Consider the following 21,133-nt stretch of genomic DNA (forward strand, 5'->3'; position numbering starts at 1 on the left):
GATGTGTTTAGAGTACAAATATAGCCGTTTCAAACGAAGGTACTTCTAGAAATTACAGCGAAATCAATTCCGCCCTTTTTCGTTGAAATACAATTCGTGCAGCGGTTCGCTTTGCCAAAACTGTTTGGAATCGACATCCATAACGGTCAGCGGTCCTTTGAAAGCGGCTCCGGTATCTACATTCCACACGCAGGCTTTTTGGACCGGAGTGGTAAATCCAATTCGGGTTACAGGTGTATGACCGATATAGATTTCATCGTACAAGGTGAGTCGTTTGGGATAAAGCCAACTTTTGGGGTCTAACCTTTCATCGAGCGACAGGGCGGTTTCCCAAAGTGTTCGGTCCCAATAAAACAACTTCGGAAAGTGTTCAAAGCGAATGCCGTTCATGTTGGTAAATCCGGCATGGATAAACAACCGGTTTTGATCGTCGTGATGGTAATTTTGCAAGGCTTTTAAAAACTGAATATGCTTTTTTTTGGTCTCGTCAGCTATTTTTTCATAAGCCAAAACCGTAGCTTCGCCGCCATGCATGAACCACATTTTTTCATTAAAATTTTCGGTATGCCCTTCCAACCAATCCAACAACAACTCATCGTGGTTGCCTTTAATAAAAATGCAGTTTTGCTTTTGGCCCAAATCCATTAAAAAATCAATTACCTGTGGCGATTCGCTCCAGCCGTCAACATAATCGCCCAAAAAAATAAGTTGGTCTTCTCGGGTTACTTGAGCTCTTTCCATAATTTGGTGTACGGCTCGTAGCCCGCCGTGGATGTCTCCTATCACTAATGTTCTACCCATTGTTTTCGTTGTATTTCATCTTCCGCAAAATACGCATCGCTTCTTTAAAACTCAAATAAACGGTCGCTGTTTTTTGCACCTTCAAGAGCGGTTTGGCATCGATTAATTTTTGTTTGGCATCTTCAAACCCATTTAAATAACAAATCATCAAGGTAGAAGGCAAGTTCTCTAAATCCTTTTCTTCCCGGGGCGAGAAAGGTATTCCTTTTTCGAGTTTTTTAAGCAATGCCAGATTCGAATTGTAAATATGATGTAGCATTTTTTTATTGTAAGCCGGTGGTTCAAACAACATTTTGGTTTCCATTTTATAATACCCGTTGTCAAAAAAATGAATGGTCAATTGTTCCAGCGGATAAAAACTGGTCTTGTCATTCAGCCCTAAAGGCACATGTTCAATAATGGTAAAACTCTTTTCATCGTATTGGATCGAAACCACATCTAAAGCCGAATAAAACAACTTGACCTGCTCATTAATCAACTCAATATCTACCCGGGAAAGATAAGTAGTCTCTCTGATTTTCTTCGGAATTCCGGCCCAACAAATCACAAACAATTCTTTGAAAACCTTGTATTTTGAAGGCATGTCGCCGTGGCGAACATTCATAAAATCCATGACACCGTCTAAAGTATGCGCAATGCTGTTGCGCGAATTGTTTTCAATCCGAATCACCGCTTCGATATTTTGCTTGGAGTAGGGTATTCTTTCTTCGGTGGGCATCGAATTGCTGCCGACTCTCACAAATACCGTGTTGGCCAAAATGGTATGGATGTTTTTCTTGAAAAAAGAGGTTTTGTGTTTGGGTTTTATAGTCACCAAACCCACTACTTTGTCTTTAGGCAAATGCGGAAAAGGTACGTTTTCGTATTGAATCTTCGGCGGATTTTCGAGATAGGCATTGACTAAATTTTGAATGCGACTGTCGTCAAAAAAATCGTCTCCGACAATTTCGTTGTCCTGATCCTCAACGCCCACCACAATATAGGAATTATTGGAAGGATTAGAGTTAGACAATGCACAAATATGCTTTAAAAACTTGGCTTTCCCTTCTTTGGTATGCAAATTCAACTGCCGTTTTTTGTCATAAAAACTACACTCATCGTTGTGAGCTAAAAGGTTTTTGATTAGGAGGCGTTTGTTAATCATAGTCTAAGTCTTCAGTCGCAGTCACAGTCGCAGCATCTGAAAAACTGAAACTGAGACTGTAAACTCTTTTAAGGAACCTTGTTTCCCATGCTTTCGGTCCAAATGGCAAACCAGTCTTCTTGTTCCAAAGGCAATTCGACCGCCTTCATTAAGGCCTGAATTCGGGCAATATTCACGGTTCCCGCTACCGGAATCACTCTGGCCGGGTGCTTTAAAATCCACGACAACAAAATAGTATCGGCACCCACATGGTATTTGTCAACCAATTGCACCAATAATTTTTTGAGTCGACGGGTTTGCTCTATATCTTCACGAAATACCGTTCCCAACGGATTCCAACTCATCGGTCGGATGCTATGCATTTGCATGTAATCGAGACTGCCGTCTAACATGGCTTCAAAATGCGTAGCCGAAAATTGGATTTGATTGTAACTGATTTCCGTTTTTTGACGGATTAATTCGGTTTGCCATGCCGTAAAATTAGAAACCCCGAAATCGCGGATTTTGCCTTCGCCTTTCAATTTCTCAACCGCTTCGGCTATTTCATCGGCGACCATCAACGGACTCGGGCGGTGCAATAACAACACGTCCAAATAATCGGTTTGCAGGTTTTTTAACGAATTTTCTACCGACCAAATGATATAGTCCTTCGAATAATCATAATGCTTGATGGTATTGTTTCTACCTTTTACATGTTGGATGCCGCATTTCGAAATCAATTGAATCTGGCTCCGGTCTATACTTCCGGATTTAAAAGCTTTGCCAAAATCGGACTCTGTGGTGTAGTCTCCATAGATATCGGCATGGTCAAAGGTGGTTATTTTATTTTCGATACAAATATGAATCAGGTGATCCATCTCGGCAGTACTGAGTTTTTTGTCCCAAATTCCCCAATTCATGGTGCCGGCAATTACGGGTGAAAGTTGTGTTCTCATCGGTTTATGTTGAAAAGTTAGGCGTATGGATTCAGCCATTTTGCTCTTTGGAAAATTTTAGTATTTTGCCGACGGAAAATGACGAACCGGTTGCGGTCTTAAAATTATAAAAAGAAAATCATAAATCGTCCTTAAAATTAAGGTGTTTTCTAAAGTTTTAACGCATTATTAACATCGGGCAACCCAATTAATTTTCACTTTTGAAATGTTAAAATTATAAGCGAAATATATTCTGAATAAACCAAAGACTATGGAAGAAAATGATACTGCTTTAGACATTAGAGCCATTAATGCTAAGATAGAACATGAAAGTGCTTTCATCGAATTACTAACGATGGAAATGAACAAGGTCATCGTAGGTCAAAAGCACATGGTAGAACGATTGTTAATTGGTCTTTTAGGACAAGGTCATATTCTTTTGGAAGGTGTACCGGGTTTGGCTAAAACCTTAGCCATCAATACACTGTCTCAAGCCGTTCACGGTAGTTTCAGCCGTATTCAGTTTACTCCTGATTTATTACCGGCCGATGTCATCGGAACCATGATATACAACATCAAAGCCAATGATTTTTCAATTAAAAAAGGCCCTATTTTTGCCAACTTCGTTTTAGCCGATGAGATTAATCGTGCACCGGCTAAAGTACAATCGGCTTTGCTCGAAGCCATGCAGGAAAAACAAGTAACCATTGGCGATACGTCTTTTAAATTAGATAAGCCTTTCTTGGTGTTAGCGACTCAAAACCCAATAGAGCAAGAAGGGACCTATCCGTTACCGGAAGCGCAAGTCGATCGTTTTATGTTGAAAACCGTTATCGATTATCCTAAAATGGATGAAGAGCGTATGGTGATTCGTCAAAACTTAAAAGGTGCTTATGAAAAAGTAAATCCTGTGGTTTCTGTGGAGCAAATTCTCAGAGCCCAGGAAGCGGTTCGGGAAGTATATATGGATGAAAAAATCGAAAAATACATCCTGGATATCATTTTTGCTACGCGTTATCCGGAAAAATACAAATTAGAAAGTCTAAAACCGCTCATTGGTTTCGGAGCGTCGCCCCGCGGAAGTATCAACCTAGCCACTGCCGCCAAGTGTTATGCTTTCATCAAACGCCGCGGTTACGTCATCCCGGAGGATGTTCGCGCCGTAGTACACGATGTGTTGCGTCACAGAATCGGCGTTACCTATGAAGCCGAAGCCGAAAACATCACTTCCGTTGACATCATCAACAAAATCGTTAATGAAATTGAAGTGCCTTAATTGTTGCGAGTTGTAAAGTTCCGAGTTCAACGTTAATCGTTGAAACCCGAAACCTGAAACCCGAAACCCGAAACCCAATTATGGAAACCAAAGACCTTCTCAAAAAAGTTCGTAAAATCGAAATCAAAACCCGAAGATTGAGCGATCATATCTTCTCGGGCGAGTACCACACGTCGTTTAAAGGTCGTGGTATGACGTTTTCGGAAGTGCGTCAGTACCAATTTGGCGATGATATTCGTGCTATCGATTGGAATGTGACTGCGCGCTACAACGAACCCTATGTAAAAGTTTTTGAGGAAGAACGCGAGCTCACCATGATGTTGATGGTAGACATTTCGGGATCGGAAAGTTTTGGAACTAAAAATCAACTGAAAAGTGAAATCGTAACCGAAATTGCCGCAACCATGGCTTTCTCGGCTACACAAAACAATGATAAAATCGGATTAATCTTATTCTCTGACCAAATCGAATTGTACATTCCGCCTAAAAAAGGGAAATCACACGTTTTGCGCATTATTCGGGAACTCATTGAATTCCAACCGAAAAGTAAAAAAACCGATTTGTCACAGGCATTACGGTTCTTATCGGGAACGCAAAAAAAGAAAGCCATCGTGTTTGTCATTTCCGATTTTATGGTAGAGGACAATTACGAGAAAACGCTGAAAATTGCGGGGAAAAAACACGATATTACCGGCGTTCGCGTATACGATCTTCGGGAAGAAAAAATGCCGAATATCGGCATGGTAGAAATGGAAGATGCCGAAACCGGAGCAATAATGATTGTTAATACCGGCTCTAAAAAAGCCCGTATGAGCTACGAAAAGCAATACCGAGACAAGGTGAATTACTTTAAAGATATTTTTTCCAAATGCGGCTCGGGTACTGTGAGTACACGAGTAGATGAAAGTTATGTGACCAAGCTGTTAGGTTATTTTAAATCGAGAAGCTAAATGAAATTGAAGTTGTACATCGCTCTGTTTTTGCTGTCGGTTTCCGCTTGGGCGCAACCTAAAGTCAGCACTTCCGTTAATGTCACTAAAAACAAAATCGGAGCCGAGTTCCGGCTGACGCTGAAAACCGATGTGGATACCTTTTCAAAAGTGAAATTCCCTGAACGCAAAAACTTCGGGGCATTAGAAGTGATTCAATCCTATAAAATTGATACCGTAAAAAAAGGCAATCGGTACGAACTTATCAAAAAATACGGTTTAACACAATTCGATTCCGGAAAGTATACGATTCCCAGAATTCCGGTAGTCATCAACGGCAAACCTGTTTTTTCCGACAGCATAAAAGTAGAAGTCAACGATGTAAAAGTCGACACCTTAAAACAAAAGATGTATGACATCAAAGCCATTGCCGAAGTCAAAAGCGATTGGGGCACATGGTGGATTTACGTGTTGATTTTATTGGCTTTAGCCGCTTTGGGTTATGGCATTTACCATCGTCTTAAAAAAACGCCGAAAGAGGTAAAACCGGAACCGGTAGTGTACAAATCGCCTATTGAAAAAGCGACTTCGTTGTTGCAACAATTGGAAACCAAAGGGCTTTGGCAAAAAGGGGAAATCAAAAGTTATTATTCGGAACTGACCGATATTGCGCGTAATTACATCGAGGAGGAAATTCATATTCCGGCCATGGAAAGTACCACTTCTGAACTTATCGAAGCGTTGCGGATTGCCGCCAAGCAAAAAAAGTTGAAGCTTTCCAATGAAACCGTTGAAAATTTGGAAAAGGTTTTACAACAAGCCGACTTAGTGAAATTTGCCAAAGTCAAACCGCTGGATTACGAGATTGAAGAAGATAAAAAACGCATCTCCAACTCTATCGTAACGATTCACAAATCCATTCCGGAAGTCGTGGAAGAAGACGATGAATTGGCGTTGTGGAACGAACAACAAAAAGAATTGGTGCGTTTGCAAAAACTGAAAAAGCAAAAACAAAACCGCATTTTGACGACCATCGGGGTCACCTTTGGAATTTTGTTAATTGCCGTCAGCAGTTTGATTTATTTTAAAGGATGGGATTATGTCAAAGACCATTTGTTGGGCCATCCTACCAAAGAATTAGTCGAAGGCGATTGGGTGTACAGCCAATACGGAAATCCGGGTATCAAAATAGAAACCCCAAAAGTGCTTAAAAGAGTCGATGCTTCTAAACTATTGCCAAAAGAAGTCGCCGGTATGGTAAAGGAAATGCAAGTGTTTGCATATGGCAGCATTTTAGACGATTTTTACATCACGCTCAATACCGCTACTTACAAAGAGGAAGTAAAAGCCGATTTAGATAAGGCTGTTGAAGGCTATCTCAAAGTAATGGAAAGTCAGGGTGCTACCAACATTATCGTTAAGACCGAAGAATTTGATACTCAAAAAGGAATTTCGGGCAAAAAAGCCTACGGCACCATGGTGGTCGTAAATAAAATAAAAGGTTCGTCAACCAAAATGTATTACGAATTGTTATTGTTCGCTCAAAATAACGGATTACAACAAATCATGATTGCCCATCGTGACGATGATAAATACGGCAAAGAAATTGCCGAGCGTGTTTTGAATTCGGTTGAATTAAAAGTAGAATAAGAATGAAAGACGTGAGCTTTTTAAATCCCGAGTTTTTTTGGTTGTTTTTGCTGCTTCCGTTAGCGATAGCTTGGCATTTCTGGAAAGGAAAACAACCATCGGCGACCCTCAAAATCAGCTCGGTAAAAGGGTTTTCGAATCAATATTCGCTGCTTGCCAAATTAAAACCCTATCTGATTGTTTTGCGCTTGCTGGCGCTGAGCGCCTTGATTGTAGCGATGGCACGCCCAAGGAAAGTAGACATCAGCAGTCAAACCAAACTCACTAAAGGAGTTGATATTGTAATGGCCATAGACGTATCGGGCAGTATGTTGGCCAAAGATTTAAAGCCGAATCGTATGGAAGCGCTGAAAAAAGTAGCCTCCAACTTTGTGAAGGGCAGACCGAACGACCGAATCGGAATTGTACTCTATGCCGCCGAAGCCTATACCAAAACGCCGGTAACCAGTGACAAGGCTATCGTGGAAGAAGCCATCAACAGCATCAAATACGACAATGTTTTGCAAGACGGAACCGGAATCGGAATGGGTTTAACCACCGCGGTCAATCGTTTGAAAGACAGTAAAGCGAAAAGCAAAGTCATTATTTTGTTAACCGACGGTGTCAACAATGCCGGTTTTATTGAGCCCGAAACGGCTTCGCAAATTGCCAAAGAATACGGCATTAAAGTGTACACCATCGGAATCGGAACCAACGGCGATGCCATGTTTCCGTATGCATATGCTCCGAACGGCGGTTTTTTATTCCGAATGATGCCGGTGGAAATCGATGTTGATTTATTACAAACCATTGCCAAAAACACCGGTGGAAAGTATTTTCGTGCTAACAATAACAGTAAGTTAGAAGCCATTTACAACGAAATCAACAAATTGGAAACTACCGAAATTGAGGAGTTGAAATTTTATGATTATGATGAAAAATTCAGGCCTTTGGTTTGGATTGCCGGCCTTTTGCTCTTGTTGGAGTTCGGATTGCGACACACCGTTTACCGAAGTTTTATATAATTTACCGTTGCTATGTACGAGTTAGAGGAAAAAGGATATTTATACTTTTTAGCGGTCATTCCGGTAATGACGCTGCTTTTCTTGTATGTACAATATTGGAAAAGAAAAAAACAACGGGAGTTTGGCGATATCGAATTGCTCAAAAAGCTAAGTCCCGAAAAATCGGTTTTTAAACCGATTTTGAAACTGATCGTGTTATTGTTGGGATTGTCATTCCTGATTATCGGTTTGGTTAACCCTAAAATGGGTACCAAAATGGAAACCGTAAAAAGAGAAGGTATCGATATCATTTTTGCCATCGATGTTTCCAAAAGTATGCTGGCCGAAGATGTAGCACCAAGCCGTTTGGAAAAAAGTAAGCAATTGGTTTCCCAAATCATCAATACCCTCGGAAGCGATCGCATCGGAATTGTAGCCTACTCGGGAAGCGCGTTCCCGGTGTTGCCGATTACTTCGGACTACAGCGTAGCCAAAATGTTTTTACAAGGCATGAATCCGGGGATTATTTCAGCGCAAGGTACTTCTATCGATCAGGCGATTTATATGGCCAGTACGTTTATCGATAAAAAGGATAAAACCAACAAACTGCTCATTATTATTACCGACGGTGAAGACCACTCGGAAAGCTCGATCGAAGCGGCCGAAGAAGCCAAAAAATTGGGCTTGAAAATAATTACCATAGGCGTAGGTACCGAGAAAGGCGGTCCGATTCCGTTAAAAAGAAACGGCGTAGTCGAGAGTTTCCAACGAGATCAAAACAATGAAACCGTCATCACCAAGAGAAATCCTGAGGTTTTAAAAGAAATTGCCAAAGTTACCGGCGGTGGTTACGTAAGCGGAAACGCTACCAAAGAAGTACTCGATTATGTGAAAAACGCTTTGGATAATATTCAGAAAACAGAATTTGAGAGCACGCAAATGGCCGACTTCAAGTCGCAATTTCAATGGTTTTTGGGGTTTGCTTTTTTCTTGTTGTTTTTGGATATCTTTTTGCTGGAGAAAAAAACCAAATGGGTGGAAAAAATGAACTTATTCAATGAAAAAGAATAAATGAAAACGCTGTTCACATATACTTTGATACTGCTATCCTTTTGGGCGCAAGCCCAGAAAAAGGAAAAGGATAAAAATTTGCCTCAAGGAAACGAAGCTTTCGCAGAAAAAAAATACGCTGAAGCCGAAGCGGAATACCGCATTTCGGAATCCAAAAATCCCAAGAAATCGATTGCTTCCTACAACTTAGGAAATGCGGTATACCGCCAAAATCAGGCTACAGAAGCCAAATATCACTTTGCCACAGCCGCCAAAAATGCCAAAACCAAACAAGAAAAACACCGGGCATTTCATAACCTCGGCAACACTCTAATGAAAGATAAGGATTATGCCAATGCTGTAGAAGCCTATAAAAATGCGTTGCGTAACAATCCGGCGGACGAAGAAACGCGTTATAATTTTGCCCTGGCTAAAAAGTTCCTCAAAGACAATCCGCCGAAGAAGAACGACGATAAAAGCAAAGACAAAAAGAAGCAAAAAGAAGACCAAAAGGAAAACAAAAAAAATCAGGATCAAAAAGACAAAGACAAAGATAAAAATCAAGGGAAAAACGATTCTAAAGAAGGCAAGGACAAGGACAAAGGAAAACCTCAGCCGCAACCGGGAGGAATTTCAAAACAACGATTGGAAAATCTGTTAGATGCCGTAAACAATGAAGAGCGTAAAGTACAAGATAAAGTCAATAAGAAAAAAGTACTGACCAGTCCGAAAAAAACCGAAAAAGACTGGTAATTAGTGTCGGATTTAAAATTTAGTTAAACTGTATACTGAAAATCACATACTTTGTGACCTTTGTGTGATTAAAATGGTAAAAGAAGAATGAAAAAAGCAATTGTAGTCGTATTGTTATTATTCACAAGCACGCTGATGGCTCAGGTACAATTTGAAGCCAAGGTGAGCAAAAATTCTTTGGGTATCAACGAAAGACTTCGAGTGGAATTTACCATGAATGCCGATGGCGATAATTTTGTACCACCCAATTTTGAAGCCTGCGGGTTTCGGGTAGTCGGCGGACCGAGCCAAACCGTTAGCCAGTCATGGGTAAACGGTCGCAGTTCGTTTAACAAATCTTATATCTATATTTTGTTGCCCACACAAAAAGGAAATCTGGTACTCAAACAGGCTTCTATAGAAATCAACGGACAGCTATACAAAACCACGCCGGTTCGAATTTCAGTAACTAATGCGGTTGAGATTCCTAAAGATCCTAACGAAGCACCGGCTATCAGTGCCGATGACAACATATACTTGGTGGCCGATATCTCTAAAACCAATCCGTACCTCAACGAACCGATTACAGTAGTGTACAAATTGTACTTCAGTTACCATATCGGAATTACCAATTGGCAGGAACTCAACAAACCCAAGTACAACGATTTTTGGAGTCAAAATATCGATATCAAACAATTAAATGCCGAAGACGGCATGTTTAAAGGAGAACGCTACCGTTACGTGGTGTTGCGCAAAACCGTACTGTATCCGCAAAAATCAGGTAAGTTGGAAATTGAGCCGCTTTCGTTAGACATCGATTGCCAAGTGCCTACCAACCGCAGAAATTTTTGGGGTCAACCTTTGATGGTTCAGGATAGTAAACGCGTCTCTGCCGGCAGCAAAGTAATTACGGTAAAACCACTACCTGAAGCCGGAAAGCCCGAAGATTTTAGTGGTGCTGTGGGTCGATTTGATTTTCAGGTCAAACCTTCTAAAACGACCTTAAAAAACGGAGAGTCATTAGATTTAAATATCAGTGTAGTCGGCAAAGGAAATCTCAAACTCTTTACCCTACCCAAACCCATTGTGCCTTCTGCCCTGGAAATGTACGATCCGGTACATGAGGAAAATGTCTCCACGCCGCTGACCGGAATGACCGGCAGAATTTCGGATAAATACACCATTATCCCCCAATTCAAAGGGAATTACCAAATAAAACCGTTGCGTTTTACGTACTTCGATTTAGATTTGGGCCGCTATAAAACCCTTACTTCCGAACCCATTACCATAACCGTTCTCGACGGTCCGGGTATTGCCGCTTCCGAAGAAAAAGCCAATCCGCAGGAAACCGCTAAAAACAAAGTAGAAGTAGCTAAAGTATTTGCCTTCAACAAGCAAAAAACAAAGCTTCAATCTAAAGAAAAAGAAGACTTTCTGGGTTCCGGATTGTTTTATTCGTTTGTTATTTTGCCATTTTTAGCCATTCCGTTGCTCATCATTGGAAAAAGAAGAAAAGAGGCTTCGGACAACGATGTCGTTGGCAATAAAATCAAAAAATCAAATGTGTTGGCGAAAAAATACCTCAGCGAGGCTAAAAAACATTTGGGGCAAAAAGAACCGTTTTATATCGCCTTAGAAAAAGCGTTGCATAATTTTCTGAAAGCCAAACTCAACATCGAAACTTCGGAAATGAGCAAAGAAAAAATTACCGAATTGTTAACGTCGCGACACGTACATGCCGATACCGTAGCCGAGTTTATTGCACTGACCGAAAACTGTGAATTGGCAAGATATGCGCCGTCATCCGACGCTGCCATTCAACAAGATTACGACAAAGCGGTGACCGTTATAGCAGCTTTGGAAAAACAAATTAAATAAGTAGCAATGATGAAAAAAACACTTCTGGTATTGCTATGGTTGACCCAAATAGGTTGGGCACAAACCGATTTTGATCAAGGCAACCAATACTATCAAAAAGAAAATTACAAAGCCGCCATCAGCCGTTTTGAAAAGATTTTAAACAGCGGTAAAGAATCGGCGGAAGTCTATTTTAATTTGGGCAATTGCTACTACAAATTACACCAAGTAGGACCGGCGATTTACCATTATGAAAAAGCATTATTGCTCAATCCGAATGATGCGGAAATCAAAACCAACCTCGATTTTGCGCGTAAAATGGCTATCGACGACATTAAAGTGATACCGAAAGTCGGTTTTCATAAATTGATATCCGATTTCACATCTACTTACCATTACGATACATGGGCCGGCTTAGCCGTAGCCTTTGCCTTTTTGTTTTTGGTGTTTTTTGCCGGGTACTACTTTTCACAAAAAACACTGCTGAAACGCATCTTGTTTTTCAGTTTATTCTTCTGGTTATTGGGCATGGGGTTGAGTGTCTTTTCCGGATTTTATGAAAAAACCCGACTGGACAATGAAAAACCGGCTATTGTTTTTGCCGAAAGTACATCGCTGCGTAGCGAACCTAAAGGAAACGCCACCGAAGCAGCGCTCTTACACGAAGGCACCAAGGTATTTATCTTAGAAAGCATCGCCAACTGGAAAAAAGTAGAGCTCACCGACGAAACCACGGGTTGGATTGAAGAAAGCGCTATTAAAGAAATCAAATAGTTTTCAATCGCCGTTTTCCGTTTTGCTATCTTTGCCACTCAAAATTAGAATTCAAATTCAGAATTCACCATTTACAATTAAAAACATGTCAAGAGACGAACAATTAAAACAACGCTGGGACAACTTGGTTTCCCTGCTTTCCGATAAATTTGCCGACGGAGAAACACTCGACTTAGATGCTATCATCTACCTAGTCGGAGTACAAGAACTCGGTAAAGTACACCAATCCTTTAAAAAAGAAGAAAAACTCAACCTGATGCATATCGCCATTTGCCGATTACTTGAGCCTTACGGGTATTACGAGTTTGATTATTTCGACAAGGACGGCTGGCCGCATTATAAAGTCAAAGAGCAATTGCCGCATCTCAAAGCCGGCGAACAATCGGTTTTGATGAAGGAAGCCTTGGTGAACTATTTCCTGGAAAGAGAAGTGATTGAGTAATCGTTTTCCGTCGCAGTCCCGGTATGCAGTCCGATATTTACCGAAAACTGCCACTGCGACTGGTGACTTTCAATAAAAAAATCGCTATTTTTGCACCTTTATTGAAGACCGATGATAGACAAGATTAAAGAACATATCGAAGAAGCTAAAGCCTTCAACACCAAAAGCGCAGCAGCTTTAGAGCAATTCCGTATCAAATATTTGGGCAGCAAAGGTTTGTTAAAAGAACTTTTCACCGAATTCAAAAATATTCCGAACGACCAGAAAAAAGACTTCGGTCAAGTCATCAATACGCTCAAAGCGGTGGCTGAAGAAAAGGTAAAAGCCCTACAGGAAGAACTGGAAAGCAAAGAAGAAGTCAAAGGTTTCTACGGCGATTTAACGCGACCGGCCGAGCCGATAACCCTTGGTTCGCGCCACCCGATTTCGATTGTGAAAAACCAAATCATCGATATTTTCGCTTCCATCGGATTCAACGTGTCCGAAGGTCCGGAAATTGAAGACGATTGGCATAACTTTACGGCCTTAAACTTACCGGAATACCATCCGGCGCGCGATATGCAAGACACGTTTTTCATCCAAACCAATCCCGATGTGTTGTTGCGTACACACACCTCATCGGTTCAGGTGCGTTACATGGAAAACAACAAACCGCCTATCCGAACCATTTCTCCGGGTAGAGTGTTCCGTAACGAAGCGGTTTCCTCGCGTTCGCACTGTATTTTCCACCAGGTAGAAGGTTTGTACATTGACAAAGACGTTTCGTTTGCCGATTTAAAGCAAACGCTGTTATACTTCACCAAAGAGATGTTCGGGAAATCGAAAATCCGTTTGCGCCCAAGTTATTTCCCGTTCACCGAGCCGAGTGCTGAAGTGGATATTTATTGGGGATTAAAAACCGAAACCGATTACCGCATCACCAAAGGAACCGGTTGGTTGGAAATTATGGGCTGTGGTATGGTCGACCCGAACGTATTGAAAAACTGCGGTATCAACCCCGAAGAATACAACGGTTTTGCCTTTGGAATGGGTATTGAACGCATCGCTATGTTGCTCTACCAAATTGGCGACATCCGCATGTTCTACGAAAACGATGTGCGTTTCTTGGAACAGTTTAAGTCGAGTATATAACAAAACCTAGCCCCGATTGGAGCGGCATCCTTTTTTGTTTGTCATGCTGTCCCGAATCCTCGGGAGTCGAAGCACAAACAAAAAAGATACAGCGGAAAGCGGGAAACACCTGCCTGCCGGCAGGCAGGGCTCCTAAAAAATTTTTAGACTTGAAAAAAGACATCACCATCCCGAAAGTAGAAAATGTATTCCTGGCGGCCGTTCAGGAATGGAGCGACGACTTTATGGAAAAGGTTTGGTATGTGTATTTGATTAACGACTCCGACTTCGATTTAGACTCTGTAATGGTCGTTTCTAAAGCTTTTGGCACCCTAGACGGGGAAATGAAAAAAACGTCGCTCCTGCGCCATGCTTTTATGCAAGTGCCGTCGGTTTCCGCTGTTAAAATAGAAATGGTGGAAAAAAGCGTACTGGAACTCAACAACGAGTTTATGGTGACGTACTTTATCGGCAATACCTTGTACGATAAAAAATTTACGTTCCGCAAAAACACCATCAACGAACGCGCCACCGAAGAAGTGCCGATCTTGTTTGTGAATGGTGTGATTGTGAGATAAAGCCAGCTTACTTTTGTTTGTTGTACTCTTCACTTTTCTTTTTGGCCCTCCAATTGGAATACCCTATTAAAAATATCCCGACAAAAAGGAAAATACACAATCTAACCAAAAACTTTATCGATATAAAGGCTTCACTGAAAGAAGAATAATACCATTCGACCAACGTCAAGACTATAGGCATGAAAATGCCGAAAGGCAATCCGGTTTTAATTTGGTATTTCCATCTTTCACTCATACTAATCCAATTTTTCGGTCAGTTTTTTAAATACCTTTTTGGCCTCTTTGCCTTCATATAATACTTCATACACGGCATCAATAATAGGGGTTTTGGCTTGGTATTCTTGGTTGAGTTTATAAGCACTTTTCACCGCATAATAGCCTTCGGCCACCATACTCATCTCGTGCATGGCTGCTTGCACCGTATAGCCTTTTCCTATCATATTTCCAAACATGCGGTTTCGGGAAAAAACCGAATAGCCGGTTACCAACAAATCGCCCAAATAGGCCGAATTATTGATGTTGCGTTTCATTTTATGCACTTTTCGTATAAACTTTTTCATTTCGCGAATTGCATTACTCATGATAACCGATTGAAAATTATCGCCATAGCCTAAACCGTGAGCAATACCGGCCGCAATAGCATAAATGTTCTTCAACATCGCCGCATATTCGGTTCCGATGATATCATCGGAAATTTTGGTTTTGATAAAATGACAACTTAAGTGGTGCGCTACTACTTTGGCTTTTTTAGCATCGGCACACGCTATCGTAAGGTACGAAAGACGCTCTAAGGCTACCTCTTCAGCATGACACGGACCGGTAATCACGCCGATGTTGTCGTAAGGAATATTGAATTTTTGATGAAAATGTTCTCCTACGATCAAAAAGGTTTCGGGCACGATTCCTTTAATGGCCGAAAAAATGACTTTTCCTTGTAAATCTACCGTAAGCTTTTCCAATTCCCGACTCAAAAAAGCCGACGGAATGGCAAATATTAAATAGTCGGCGTAGGCTACTGCTTCATTGATATCGCTGGTAAGCTTCAATTTTTTGATATCAAATTCTACCGAGCTTAAATAATTGGGATTGTGTTTTTCTGTTTTTAAATGATCTATGGCCGATTGGCTTCGCATGTACCAGGCAATTTCGGGTAAATTCACACACAACATTTTGGCAATGGCCGTGGCCCAACTACCGCCACCGATTACAGCAAACTTTGGAGATTCGCTCATGGATTCTTTTTTTAATACGGTCAAAAATACTCAATTTTAAAAGATAACAAGTCCCTTTTAACACCAATATACAATCCTGAGAGTAAACCAATAAACTACATTTGATTTTTTATTAGCTTTATTCTTATTTTTTAAATCATTTCTTGTCTTTCATCGATTTTTTTGTACAGATAAAAGATATGTGATTATATTAGTAGTCCCAAATCTTATCACTATGAAAACAAAATTACGTTACCTATTTATAGGAGCTTTGACACTTTCCTTGATGGCTTGCGAGCAGGAAAACATTTCGGATTCCGAAAATACAGCCAAATTAAGCGCACCTGTCGCCAATACCGTGGTAAGCGGTATGCAACCTTGTGTGAGTACGAACTTAAATGCCGGTCAGCATTTTGATTCCGGCGATGTAAACCTGTACGTAGACTTAAACAATGTATACGTAGAGTATACCACTAATCCCAATTGGTATATCAAGAAAACGCATTTGTATGTGGGCAGTTGTCAACTGATTCCAAGAAACAATGCCGGAAACCCAATGATTGGTCAGTTCCCGATAAGTAATACCTATATTACCGGAACGCAATCGGTAATTTACACGATTCCAAAATCTTCCTTGCCGGAATGTTTCTGTGTCGCGGCTCATGCTGAAGTTTTCCGAAAAGAAAATGGGGTTATTGTTCAAACGGAAACTGCCTGGGCAGCCGGAGAGCGCTTTACCAACAGAAATTGGGCTACCTTTTTCAGTGCCTGCCAATCGGACTGCTTTGATATAGAAGATTACTACTTCGGAAGCAAAAATGCCCAATAGGTAGCTTATAAAATCTTAGAAAAAGCCGAATCGTTTGATTCGGCTTTTTTATTTCTTTTGAGTAAAAAATAAGAAATAGCTGCTGATAATCAGTTCGTTTCAAAGTGTTAAAAAAACATGCTTATATAGTTTTTTTCTTATTTATTTTTATAATTTGTGCATTTCATCGATTATTTTGTGCATTTCAAAGATGTATTTATACTTTTGATACACCAAATCTTAACAAATTAATAAGCCCTAAATCTTAAAACATCATGAAAACAAAATTATTTTACTTGACTGCATGTTTCATCTCATTAACATTTGTATCATGCGAAACAGAAGAAAGCGCACAAACTAATGATGCTACTGCTTCAAAAATCCAAAACAGTAATGTTAGTGTTATTGCCGACATGGTGCCTGCCTACAGCACCGACCTAACCATCAGAGATCAATATGATGCCGGAGATGTCAACGTCTATTTTGACGAGCAAACAGCTTACTTTGAATACAAAACCGCCGCTAACTGGCGCGTGAAAAAAATTCAGTTGTATGTAGGTGATTTTGAATTAGTGCCTACAAACACCAACGGAACTGCTATACCGGACAGATTCCCAATCAAATCAAACTATGCTAACGGAACAGAATCGGTAGTGTATGCGGTTTCAAAATCGGCTTTACCGGATTGTTTTACGGTATCTGCCAGAGCAGAAGTATACCGTAATGGTCTAAACTTAACCGTACAAAACGAAACGGCTTGGGGTTATGGCGACAAATTCAGTTCCAGAGACTGGAGCATGTATTTCAATATTTGCCAACCGGAATAAACAGAGAATCCATTTAACTTTTATATTACCCGAAAAACCGTTCAGTGCAGAACGGTTTTTCTTTTGGTTTTATTTTTTATAAAAATTATTGTGATCCACATAGGCCCAAACGCTATCGGGAAGTAAGGGTCTGACGTTTTTTTTGTTCTTTATATTCTCCCGGATAAACGTAGAAGAAATCTCCACTATCGGCGCGTCAATCCAATGAATGCGGGGATGGTCTTTAAATTGGAAATTATCTGCTTCTTCGGAAACTCTGGGATAAATGTAAATATCGTGGTGCTCCAGAATGTACTCATAGTTTTTCCATTTATGAAGCGATTTCAAGTTGTCTTCCCCCATAATTAAAGAAAACTGATGCTTCGGGTATTTCTCCATCAAATGCGCCAAGGTATTGACCGTATAATTGGGTTGCGGTAATTTAAATTCGATATCGGAAGGTTTAATTTTCGGATAGTCTTCTGTGGCCAATCGCACCAAATGCAAACGCTGATAGTCGTCCAACAAAGTGTTCTTTTGTTTCAACGGATTGTGTGGTGTAACCACCATCCAAACTTGCTCCAAATCGGAATACTCCGCCATATGATTCGCAATAATCAAATGACCAATGTGTATAGGGTTAAAAGTACCGAAATAGAGACCGATTTTCATTTTTTCGCTATACGCTAACGGCTAACAGCTAACAGCTAAAAACTGCTCACTGAAAACCGAAAGGTGATTATTTTTTAATAAACTCTTTTACCAATTCATAGGCTTCCTGCTTGGCTACATCCAAATCATAATTTTTGATGATGACATCAAATTGTGGTGCCGTTGCCAATTCTACGTGTGCTTTAGCAATGCGCATATTAATTTTGTCATCGCTTTCCGTGGAGCGTTCTTTCAAACGACGCTTGAGTTCGTCTACACTCGGCGGTTTTACAAAAACAGCTAGTGTTTCGTCAGGAAATTTCTTTTTGATGCGTAACCCGCCGGCCACATCAATATCAAAAATGACATTTTTGCCTTGGGCCCAAATGCGTTCTACCTCACTTTTCAACGTACCATAAAAATTATCGCGGTACACTTCCTCCCATTCGATAAAATCTTCCGCTTTGATGTGCTTTTTAAAATCGTCAATCGACATAAAATAGTAATCCTTCCCGTCGATTTCCTGCCCGCGTGGTTCTCGTGTAGCGGCCGAAATCGAAAACTCTAAATTGAGCTCAGGCTGTGCCAATAAATGTCGGACTATGGTGGTTTTTCCCGAACCGGAAGGGGCCGAGAATACTAATAATTTTCCTTTGTTCATTATAGATAGCTGTTAGCTGTCAGCTTTTAGCTTATAGCGTTTTATAATACATTCAAAACCTGTTCTTTAATTTTTTCCAATTCATCCTTCATCATCACCACCAATTTTTGCATTTCCGAATGGTTGGATTTAGAACCCATTGTATTGATTTCTCGTCCCATTTCCTGTGTGATGAAGCCTAATTTTCTTCCGTTAGCCTCGGTTCCGGCTAAGGTTTCTATGAAATAGTTTAAGTGATTTTCCAAACGCACCTTCTCTTCAGTGATATCGTATTTTTCGAGGTAAAAAATCAATTCCTGCTCAAAACGATTCTCATCCACATTCTCTTTTAATTCGTCCAAAGCCGATCGCAATCGGGTTTTTACAGTCTCTACGCGCTCGGCATCATACGAAACCGCACTGTTCATCAACGTCATGATGTTGGCAATCCGATGCAAGAATTCTTTCTCTAACGCCACGCCTTCGTCCTTTCTGAATTGGGCTATATTAGCAATGGCTTCGTCAATAACCGTCTGAATCTGTTTCCATTCGTTTTCATCTATCTCATCGCGCTCTGTTTTTAATGCATCGGGCATGCGTACTGCCATTTTCATCAATTCGGTTTCATCGGCATTGGGGATTACAGCCTTCATTTGGTTGATGTATCCTTTTACTATCGGCACATTAATCTTGGAAGACGTTTCTTCGCCGGTAATTTCTATGTATAATGAAAAATCAATTTTGCCGCGTTCTAATTTTTGAGACAACAAATTGCGTAACCCCAATTCCATTTCACGGTAAACCGACGGCATGCGCGTGTTGAGGTCTAATCCTTTGCTGTTTAACGATTTGATTTCTACGGTAATTTTTTTGGTTGGTAATTGCATGGTTGCTTTCCCGAAACCCGTCATGGATTGTATCATAAATGCTATAAAATGTTCTCAAAGATAAATAAAAGTTTGCAGTCGCAATCGCCCTTTACCGTTTTATCTGAGACTGATTACTGAGCCTTAGACTTCTTTTTCTGCAGTACCAAATACACCCCAATAAATATTAAAACGGCCGACAATAGCTTCACTACTGTCAACTCATCCTTACCCAAACTCATAGCAAAGACAGTTGCAAACAGTGGTTGCAGGTAAATAAATACGGCCACGGTAGTCGGTTTCAATTCACGCATAGAAACCAAATTAAGCAAATAGGTCATAAACGTGGTGAACACTACCACAAAAACAATTTCCCAGAGAACCAACGAAGGTATCGTTTCCCATTGAATTTCTTGGTATTCGTTCCAACCAAACGGGATGACCATCAGCAAACCGAAAGTGTAAATCCATTTTACAAACGTAAAAGCGTTGTATTTATCCATGAGTTTTTTCACGATAATCAGATAAAACCCATAGGACACCGCATTGATAAAAACCAATAAATTCCCTAACGGCGCATTGGTAGCATTCCCAATCGATTTGCCGTATAAAATCAGAAATCCGGTCCCGAGAAGTCCGAGTAAAATCCCGATTATTTTACGCAGTTCCATCCGCTCTTTCATCAATATCGACGACAAGATTAAAACAATAATCGGTGTCGTTACCATAATCACTGCCGAAGAAATCGGTGATGTATAACTCAACCCTTTAAAAAAAGTGAGCATGTTCAAGGCTACACCAAACAAGGCTGCCGCTATGATTCGAGGGAAATCAACGGCTTGGATCCTTTCTTTCGGTCCCCAAAAGGAAACCAACCAAAACAAAACGGCAGCACCCAATACGCGGAGCAAAATAAAGCCGTAGGGTTTTACATAAGTCGGCATCACATCTTTGGCAATAGTGAACGAAACACCGTAAATAACCGACACCAAAGTTGCGGCGAATAACGCCCAATTTCGCTTACTCATGCGATAAAAAAGCAATGGCTTGTTGCACTACTTTCGGACTGTTGCCCACAAAAATGCGGCCATCAGCTATAATCACCGGACGCGATAAAAAAGTGTAGTGTTCCAGGATATATCTTTTAAAATCGGCTTCGGAAAGTTTTTCGTCTTTTAAACCCATTTCTTTATACAAGGTGGCTCTTTTGCTGAAAAGAGCCTCATAACTGCCCGCCATTTGCGCCATTTCTTCCACTTGCTTTACCGTCATGGGTTCCGTTTTGATGTCTTGCAACTGAAACGTATCCAATTGCGGCAATGATTTTAAAATGCGCTGACACGTGCTGCAAGTCTTCAGATGATATATTTTTCGCATGGCTAAAAGTTTAACATTTCACCCCACAAAAATACATGGTTATGGCTTGGCAAATTCGTATTTTTATCAAAAAAAATTATGGACGCATCATTTAAAATCTGGGAAACCAACCGACACTTATACTTGAAGCTCATCAACAATTATTCATTGGAGCAGCTCAACAAAATTCCGGATGGTTTCAGCAATAATTTAGTTTGGAATTTAGGTCATATCATCGTGGCCCAACAAGGTTTAGTGTACCGTCTTTCGGGCTTGCCGGTAAACGTTTCCGACGACATGACCAACACCTATAAAAACGGTTCCAAGCCTACCGGACAAACCACGCAAGCAGAGGTCGATACACTAAAAACACTCTTGATTTCGCTAATGGAACAAACCAAAGCGGATTACGCTGCGGGAAAATTTCAACACTATACCGAATACACTACCGGAACCGGATTCCACTTGGCCTCCACCGAAGAAGCCATACAGTTCAACAACTACCACGAGGCCTTGCATTTGGGCTTTATGATGAATATTCGAAAGTTTTTATAA

The 21,133-nt window shown here is 40.7% G+C and carries 24 protein-coding genes; 14 read left to right on the forward strand and 10 right to left on the reverse strand.

The window, feature by feature from the left end; translation table 11 throughout:
• Window positions 1–63: 63 nt before the first annotated feature.
• The 3 genes from QHT84_RS01170 to QHT84_RS01180 form a co-directional block, all read right to left on the reverse strand.
• Window positions 64–801 (reverse strand): metallophosphoesterase family protein, encoded by a 738-nt coding sequence (locus QHT84_RS01170; RefSeq protein WP_283237702.1) that lies wholly within the window; start codon window positions 799–801, stop codon window positions 64–66.
• The gene (locus QHT84_RS01175; RefSeq protein WP_283237703.1) at window positions 794–1,945 is read right to left on the reverse strand and encodes an ATP-binding protein; all 1,152 of its coding nucleotides are present in this window, start codon (window positions 1,943–1,945) and stop codon (window positions 794–796) included. The genes QHT84_RS01170 and QHT84_RS01175 overlap by 8 nt, the downstream gene beginning before the upstream one ends.
• A 68-nt stretch (window positions 1,946–2,013) precedes the next feature.
• Entirely contained in the window at window positions 2,014–2,880 is an 867-nt protein-coding gene (locus tag QHT84_RS01180; RefSeq protein WP_283237704.1) for an aldo/keto reductase, read from the reverse strand.
• 250 nt (window positions 2,881–3,130) lie between these two features.
• Here QHT84_RS01180 and QHT84_RS01185 point away from each other — a divergent pair, with 250 nt between their 5' ends.
• The 11 genes from QHT84_RS01185 (at window position 3,131) to QHT84_RS01235 (ending at window position 14,240) form a co-directional block, all read left to right on the forward strand.
• Entirely contained in the window at window positions 3,131–4,135 is a 1,005-nt protein-coding gene (locus QHT84_RS01185) for an AAA family ATPase (RefSeq protein ID WP_283237705.1), read from the forward strand.
• 80 nt (window positions 4,136–4,215) lie between these two features.
• Window positions 4,216–5,085, forward strand: a complete 870-nt coding sequence (locus tag QHT84_RS01190; RefSeq protein WP_283237706.1) for a DUF58 domain-containing protein — start codon at window positions 4,216–4,218, stop codon at window positions 5,083–5,085.
• Window positions 5,086–6,714: a BatD family protein gene (locus QHT84_RS01195; protein ID WP_283237707.1), complete on the forward strand. Its 1,629-nt coding sequence runs from the start codon at window positions 5,086–5,088 to the stop codon at window positions 6,712–6,714. It begins immediately after the preceding gene.
• 2 nt (window positions 6,715–6,716) lie between these two features.
• The gene (locus QHT84_RS01200) at window positions 6,717–7,718 is read left to right on the forward strand and encodes a vWA domain-containing protein (RefSeq protein WP_283237708.1); all 1,002 of its coding nucleotides are present in this window, start codon (window positions 6,717–6,719) and stop codon (window positions 7,716–7,718) included.
• A gap of 12 nt (window positions 7,719–7,730) precedes the next feature.
• A complete protein-coding gene (locus QHT84_RS01205; RefSeq protein WP_283237709.1) occupies window positions 7,731–8,768 on the forward strand; it encodes a VWA domain-containing protein in 1,038 nt (345 codons plus the stop codon).
• Complete coding sequence (locus QHT84_RS01210) at window positions 8,769–9,500, forward strand: tetratricopeptide repeat protein (RefSeq protein WP_283237710.1); 732 nt, start codon at window positions 8,769–8,771, stop codon at window positions 9,498–9,500.
• Between the two features lie 87 nt (window positions 9,501–9,587).
• On the forward strand, window positions 9,588–11,357 hold the full coding sequence (locus QHT84_RS01215; RefSeq protein WP_283237711.1) for a BatD family protein: 1,770 nt from the start codon (window positions 9,588–9,590) through the stop codon (window positions 11,355–11,357).
• Window positions 11,358–11,366: 9 nt separating this feature from the next.
• Window positions 11,367–12,110, forward strand: coding sequence for a tetratricopeptide repeat protein (locus QHT84_RS01220; protein WP_283237712.1), 744 nt, complete (start codon window positions 11,367–11,369; stop codon window positions 12,108–12,110).
• Window positions 12,111–12,195: 85 nt separating this feature from the next.
• Window positions 12,196–12,552 (forward strand): hypothetical protein, encoded by a 357-nt coding sequence (locus tag QHT84_RS01225; protein WP_283237713.1) that lies wholly within the window; start codon window positions 12,196–12,198, stop codon window positions 12,550–12,552.
• Between the two features lie 111 nt (window positions 12,553–12,663).
• Window positions 12,664–13,683, forward strand: coding sequence for a phenylalanine--tRNA ligase subunit alpha (locus QHT84_RS01230; protein WP_283237714.1), 1,020 nt, complete (start codon window positions 12,664–12,666; stop codon window positions 13,681–13,683).
• A 149-nt stretch (window positions 13,684–13,832) separates the two neighbouring features.
• Window positions 13,833–14,240, forward strand: coding sequence for a hypothetical protein (locus QHT84_RS01235; protein ID WP_283237715.1), 408 nt, complete (start codon window positions 13,833–13,835; stop codon window positions 14,238–14,240).
• A gap of 7 nt (window positions 14,241–14,247) precedes the next feature.
• Here the strand turns inward: QHT84_RS01235 and QHT84_RS01240 are convergent, their stop codons facing one another.
• A complete protein-coding gene (locus QHT84_RS01240; RefSeq protein ID WP_283237716.1) occupies window positions 14,248–14,475 on the reverse strand; it encodes a hypothetical protein in 228 nt (75 codons plus the stop codon).
• 1 nt (window position 14,476) lies between these two features.
• Window positions 14,477–15,472, reverse strand: coding sequence for an NAD(P)H-dependent glycerol-3-phosphate dehydrogenase (locus QHT84_RS01245; RefSeq protein ID WP_283237717.1), 996 nt, complete (start codon window positions 15,470–15,472; stop codon window positions 14,477–14,479).
• A gap of 214 nt (window positions 15,473–15,686) precedes the next feature.
• Between QHT84_RS01245 and QHT84_RS01250 the strand changes: the two genes are divergently transcribed.
• Both QHT84_RS01250 and QHT84_RS01255 read left to right on the forward strand, forming a co-directional pair.
• Window positions 15,687–16,280 (forward strand): hypothetical protein, encoded by a 594-nt coding sequence (locus tag QHT84_RS01250; RefSeq protein WP_283237718.1) that lies wholly within the window; start codon window positions 15,687–15,689, stop codon window positions 16,278–16,280.
• 254 nt (window positions 16,281–16,534) lie between these two features.
• Window positions 16,535–17,086 carry a hypothetical protein gene (locus tag QHT84_RS01255; protein ID WP_283237719.1) on the forward strand — a complete coding sequence of 184 codons (552 nt, stop codon included), beginning with the start codon at window positions 16,535–16,537 and terminating at the stop codon, window positions 17,084–17,086.
• A 69-nt stretch (window positions 17,087–17,155) separates the two neighbouring features.
• Here the strand turns inward: QHT84_RS01255 and nadD are convergent, their stop codons facing one another.
• The 5 genes from nadD to QHT84_RS01280 all read right to left on the reverse strand — a co-directional run bounded on the left by nadD (window position 17,156) and on the right by QHT84_RS01280 (window position 20,599).
• On the reverse strand, window positions 17,156–17,737 hold the full coding sequence (nadD, locus tag QHT84_RS01260; protein ID WP_283237720.1) for a nicotinate (nicotinamide) nucleotide adenylyltransferase: 582 nt from the start codon (window positions 17,735–17,737) through the stop codon (window positions 17,156–17,158).
• A 67-nt stretch (window positions 17,738–17,804) separates the two neighbouring features.
• The gene (gmk, locus tag QHT84_RS01265; protein ID WP_283237721.1) at window positions 17,805–18,377 is read right to left on the reverse strand and encodes a guanylate kinase; all 573 of its coding nucleotides are present in this window, start codon (window positions 18,375–18,377) and stop codon (window positions 17,805–17,807) included.
• A gap of 41 nt (window positions 18,378–18,418) precedes the next feature.
• Entirely contained in the window at window positions 18,419–19,279 is an 861-nt protein-coding gene (locus QHT84_RS01270) for a YicC/YloC family endoribonuclease (protein ID WP_283237722.1), read from the reverse strand.
• Window positions 19,280–19,356: 77 nt separating this feature from the next.
• The gene (locus tag QHT84_RS01275) at window positions 19,357–20,250 is read right to left on the reverse strand and encodes a DMT family transporter (protein ID WP_283237723.1); all 894 of its coding nucleotides are present in this window, start codon (window positions 20,248–20,250) and stop codon (window positions 19,357–19,359) included.
• Window positions 20,243–20,599: an arsenate reductase family protein gene (locus QHT84_RS01280; protein WP_283237724.1), complete on the reverse strand. Its 357-nt coding sequence runs from the start codon at window positions 20,597–20,599 to the stop codon at window positions 20,243–20,245. Before QHT84_RS01280 ends, QHT84_RS01275 begins: the two co-directional genes overlap by 8 nt.
• A 78-nt stretch (window positions 20,600–20,677) precedes the next feature.
• On the opposite strand from QHT84_RS01280, the gene QHT84_RS01285 reads away from it, so the two are divergent.
• Window positions 20,678–21,133: a DinB family protein gene (locus QHT84_RS01285; RefSeq protein WP_283237725.1), complete on the forward strand. Its 456-nt coding sequence runs from the start codon at window positions 20,678–20,680 to the stop codon at window positions 21,131–21,133.

The sequence above is a fragment of the Flavobacterium sedimenticola genome (genome assembly GCF_030053345.1).
Lineage (GTDB): Bacteria > Bacteroidota > Bacteroidia > Flavobacteriales > Flavobacteriaceae > Flavobacterium > Flavobacterium sedimenticola.

Bases quoted from the DNA above. Each gene is read 5' to 3' on its own strand.
- QHT84_RS01170 (WP_283237702.1), bottom strand. From the start codon at position 801: ATGGGTAGAACATTAGTGATAGGAGACATCCACGGCGGGCTACGAGCC.
- QHT84_RS01175 (WP_283237703.1), bottom strand. From the start codon at position 1,945: ATGATTAACAAACGCCTCCTAATCAAAAACCTTTTAGCTCACAACGAT.
- QHT84_RS01180 (WP_283237704.1), bottom strand. From the start codon at position 2,880: ATGAGAACACAACTTTCACCCGTAATTGCCGGCACCATGAATTGGGGA.
- QHT84_RS01185 (WP_283237705.1), top strand. From the start codon at position 3,131: ATGGAAGAAAATGATACTGCTTTAGACATTAGAGCCATTAATGCTAAG.
- QHT84_RS01190 (WP_283237706.1), top strand. From the start codon at position 4,216: ATGGAAACCAAAGACCTTCTCAAAAAAGTTCGTAAAATCGAAATCAAA.
- QHT84_RS01195 (WP_283237707.1), top strand. From the start codon at position 5,086: ATGAAATTGAAGTTGTACATCGCTCTGTTTTTGCTGTCGGTTTCCGCT.
- QHT84_RS01200 (WP_283237708.1), top strand. From the start codon at position 6,717: ATGAAAGACGTGAGCTTTTTAAATCCCGAGTTTTTTTGGTTGTTTTTG.
- QHT84_RS01205 (WP_283237709.1), top strand. From the start codon at position 7,731: ATGTACGAGTTAGAGGAAAAAGGATATTTATACTTTTTAGCGGTCATT.
- QHT84_RS01210 (WP_283237710.1), top strand. From the start codon at position 8,769: ATGAAAACGCTGTTCACATATACTTTGATACTGCTATCCTTTTGGGCG.
- QHT84_RS01215 (WP_283237711.1), top strand. From the start codon at position 9,588: ATGAAAAAAGCAATTGTAGTCGTATTGTTATTATTCACAAGCACGCTG.
- QHT84_RS01220 (WP_283237712.1), top strand. From the start codon at position 11,367: ATGAAAAAAACACTTCTGGTATTGCTATGGTTGACCCAAATAGGTTGG.
- QHT84_RS01225 (WP_283237713.1), top strand. From the start codon at position 12,196: ATGTCAAGAGACGAACAATTAAAACAACGCTGGGACAACTTGGTTTCC.
- QHT84_RS01230 (WP_283237714.1), top strand. From the start codon at position 12,664: ATGATAGACAAGATTAAAGAACATATCGAAGAAGCTAAAGCCTTCAAC.
- QHT84_RS01240 (WP_283237716.1), bottom strand. From the start codon at position 14,475: ATGAGTGAAAGATGGAAATACCAAATTAAAACCGGATTGCCTTTCGGC.
- QHT84_RS01245 (WP_283237717.1), bottom strand. From the start codon at position 15,472: ATGAGCGAATCTCCAAAGTTTGCTGTAATCGGTGGCGGTAGTTGGGCC.
- QHT84_RS01250 (WP_283237718.1), top strand. From the start codon at position 15,687: ATGAAAACAAAATTACGTTACCTATTTATAGGAGCTTTGACACTTTCC.
- QHT84_RS01255 (WP_283237719.1), top strand. From the start codon at position 16,535: ATGAAAACAAAATTATTTTACTTGACTGCATGTTTCATCTCATTAACA.
- nadD (WP_283237720.1), bottom strand. From the start codon at position 17,737: ATGAAAATCGGTCTCTATTTCGGTACTTTTAACCCTATACACATTGGT.
- gmk (WP_283237721.1), bottom strand. From the start codon at position 18,377: ATGAACAAAGGAAAATTATTAGTATTCTCGGCCCCTTCCGGTTCGGGA.
- QHT84_RS01270 (WP_283237722.1), bottom strand. From the start codon at position 19,279: ATGATACAATCCATGACGGGTTTCGGGAAAGCAACCATGCAATTACCA.
- QHT84_RS01275 (WP_283237723.1), bottom strand. From the start codon at position 20,250: ATGAGTAAGCGAAATTGGGCGTTATTCGCCGCAACTTTGGTGTCGGTT.
- QHT84_RS01280 (WP_283237724.1), bottom strand. From the start codon at position 20,599: ATGCGAAAAATATATCATCTGAAGACTTGCAGCACGTGTCAGCGCATT.
- QHT84_RS01285 (WP_283237725.1), top strand. From the start codon at position 20,678: ATGGACGCATCATTTAAAATCTGGGAAACCAACCGACACTTATACTTG.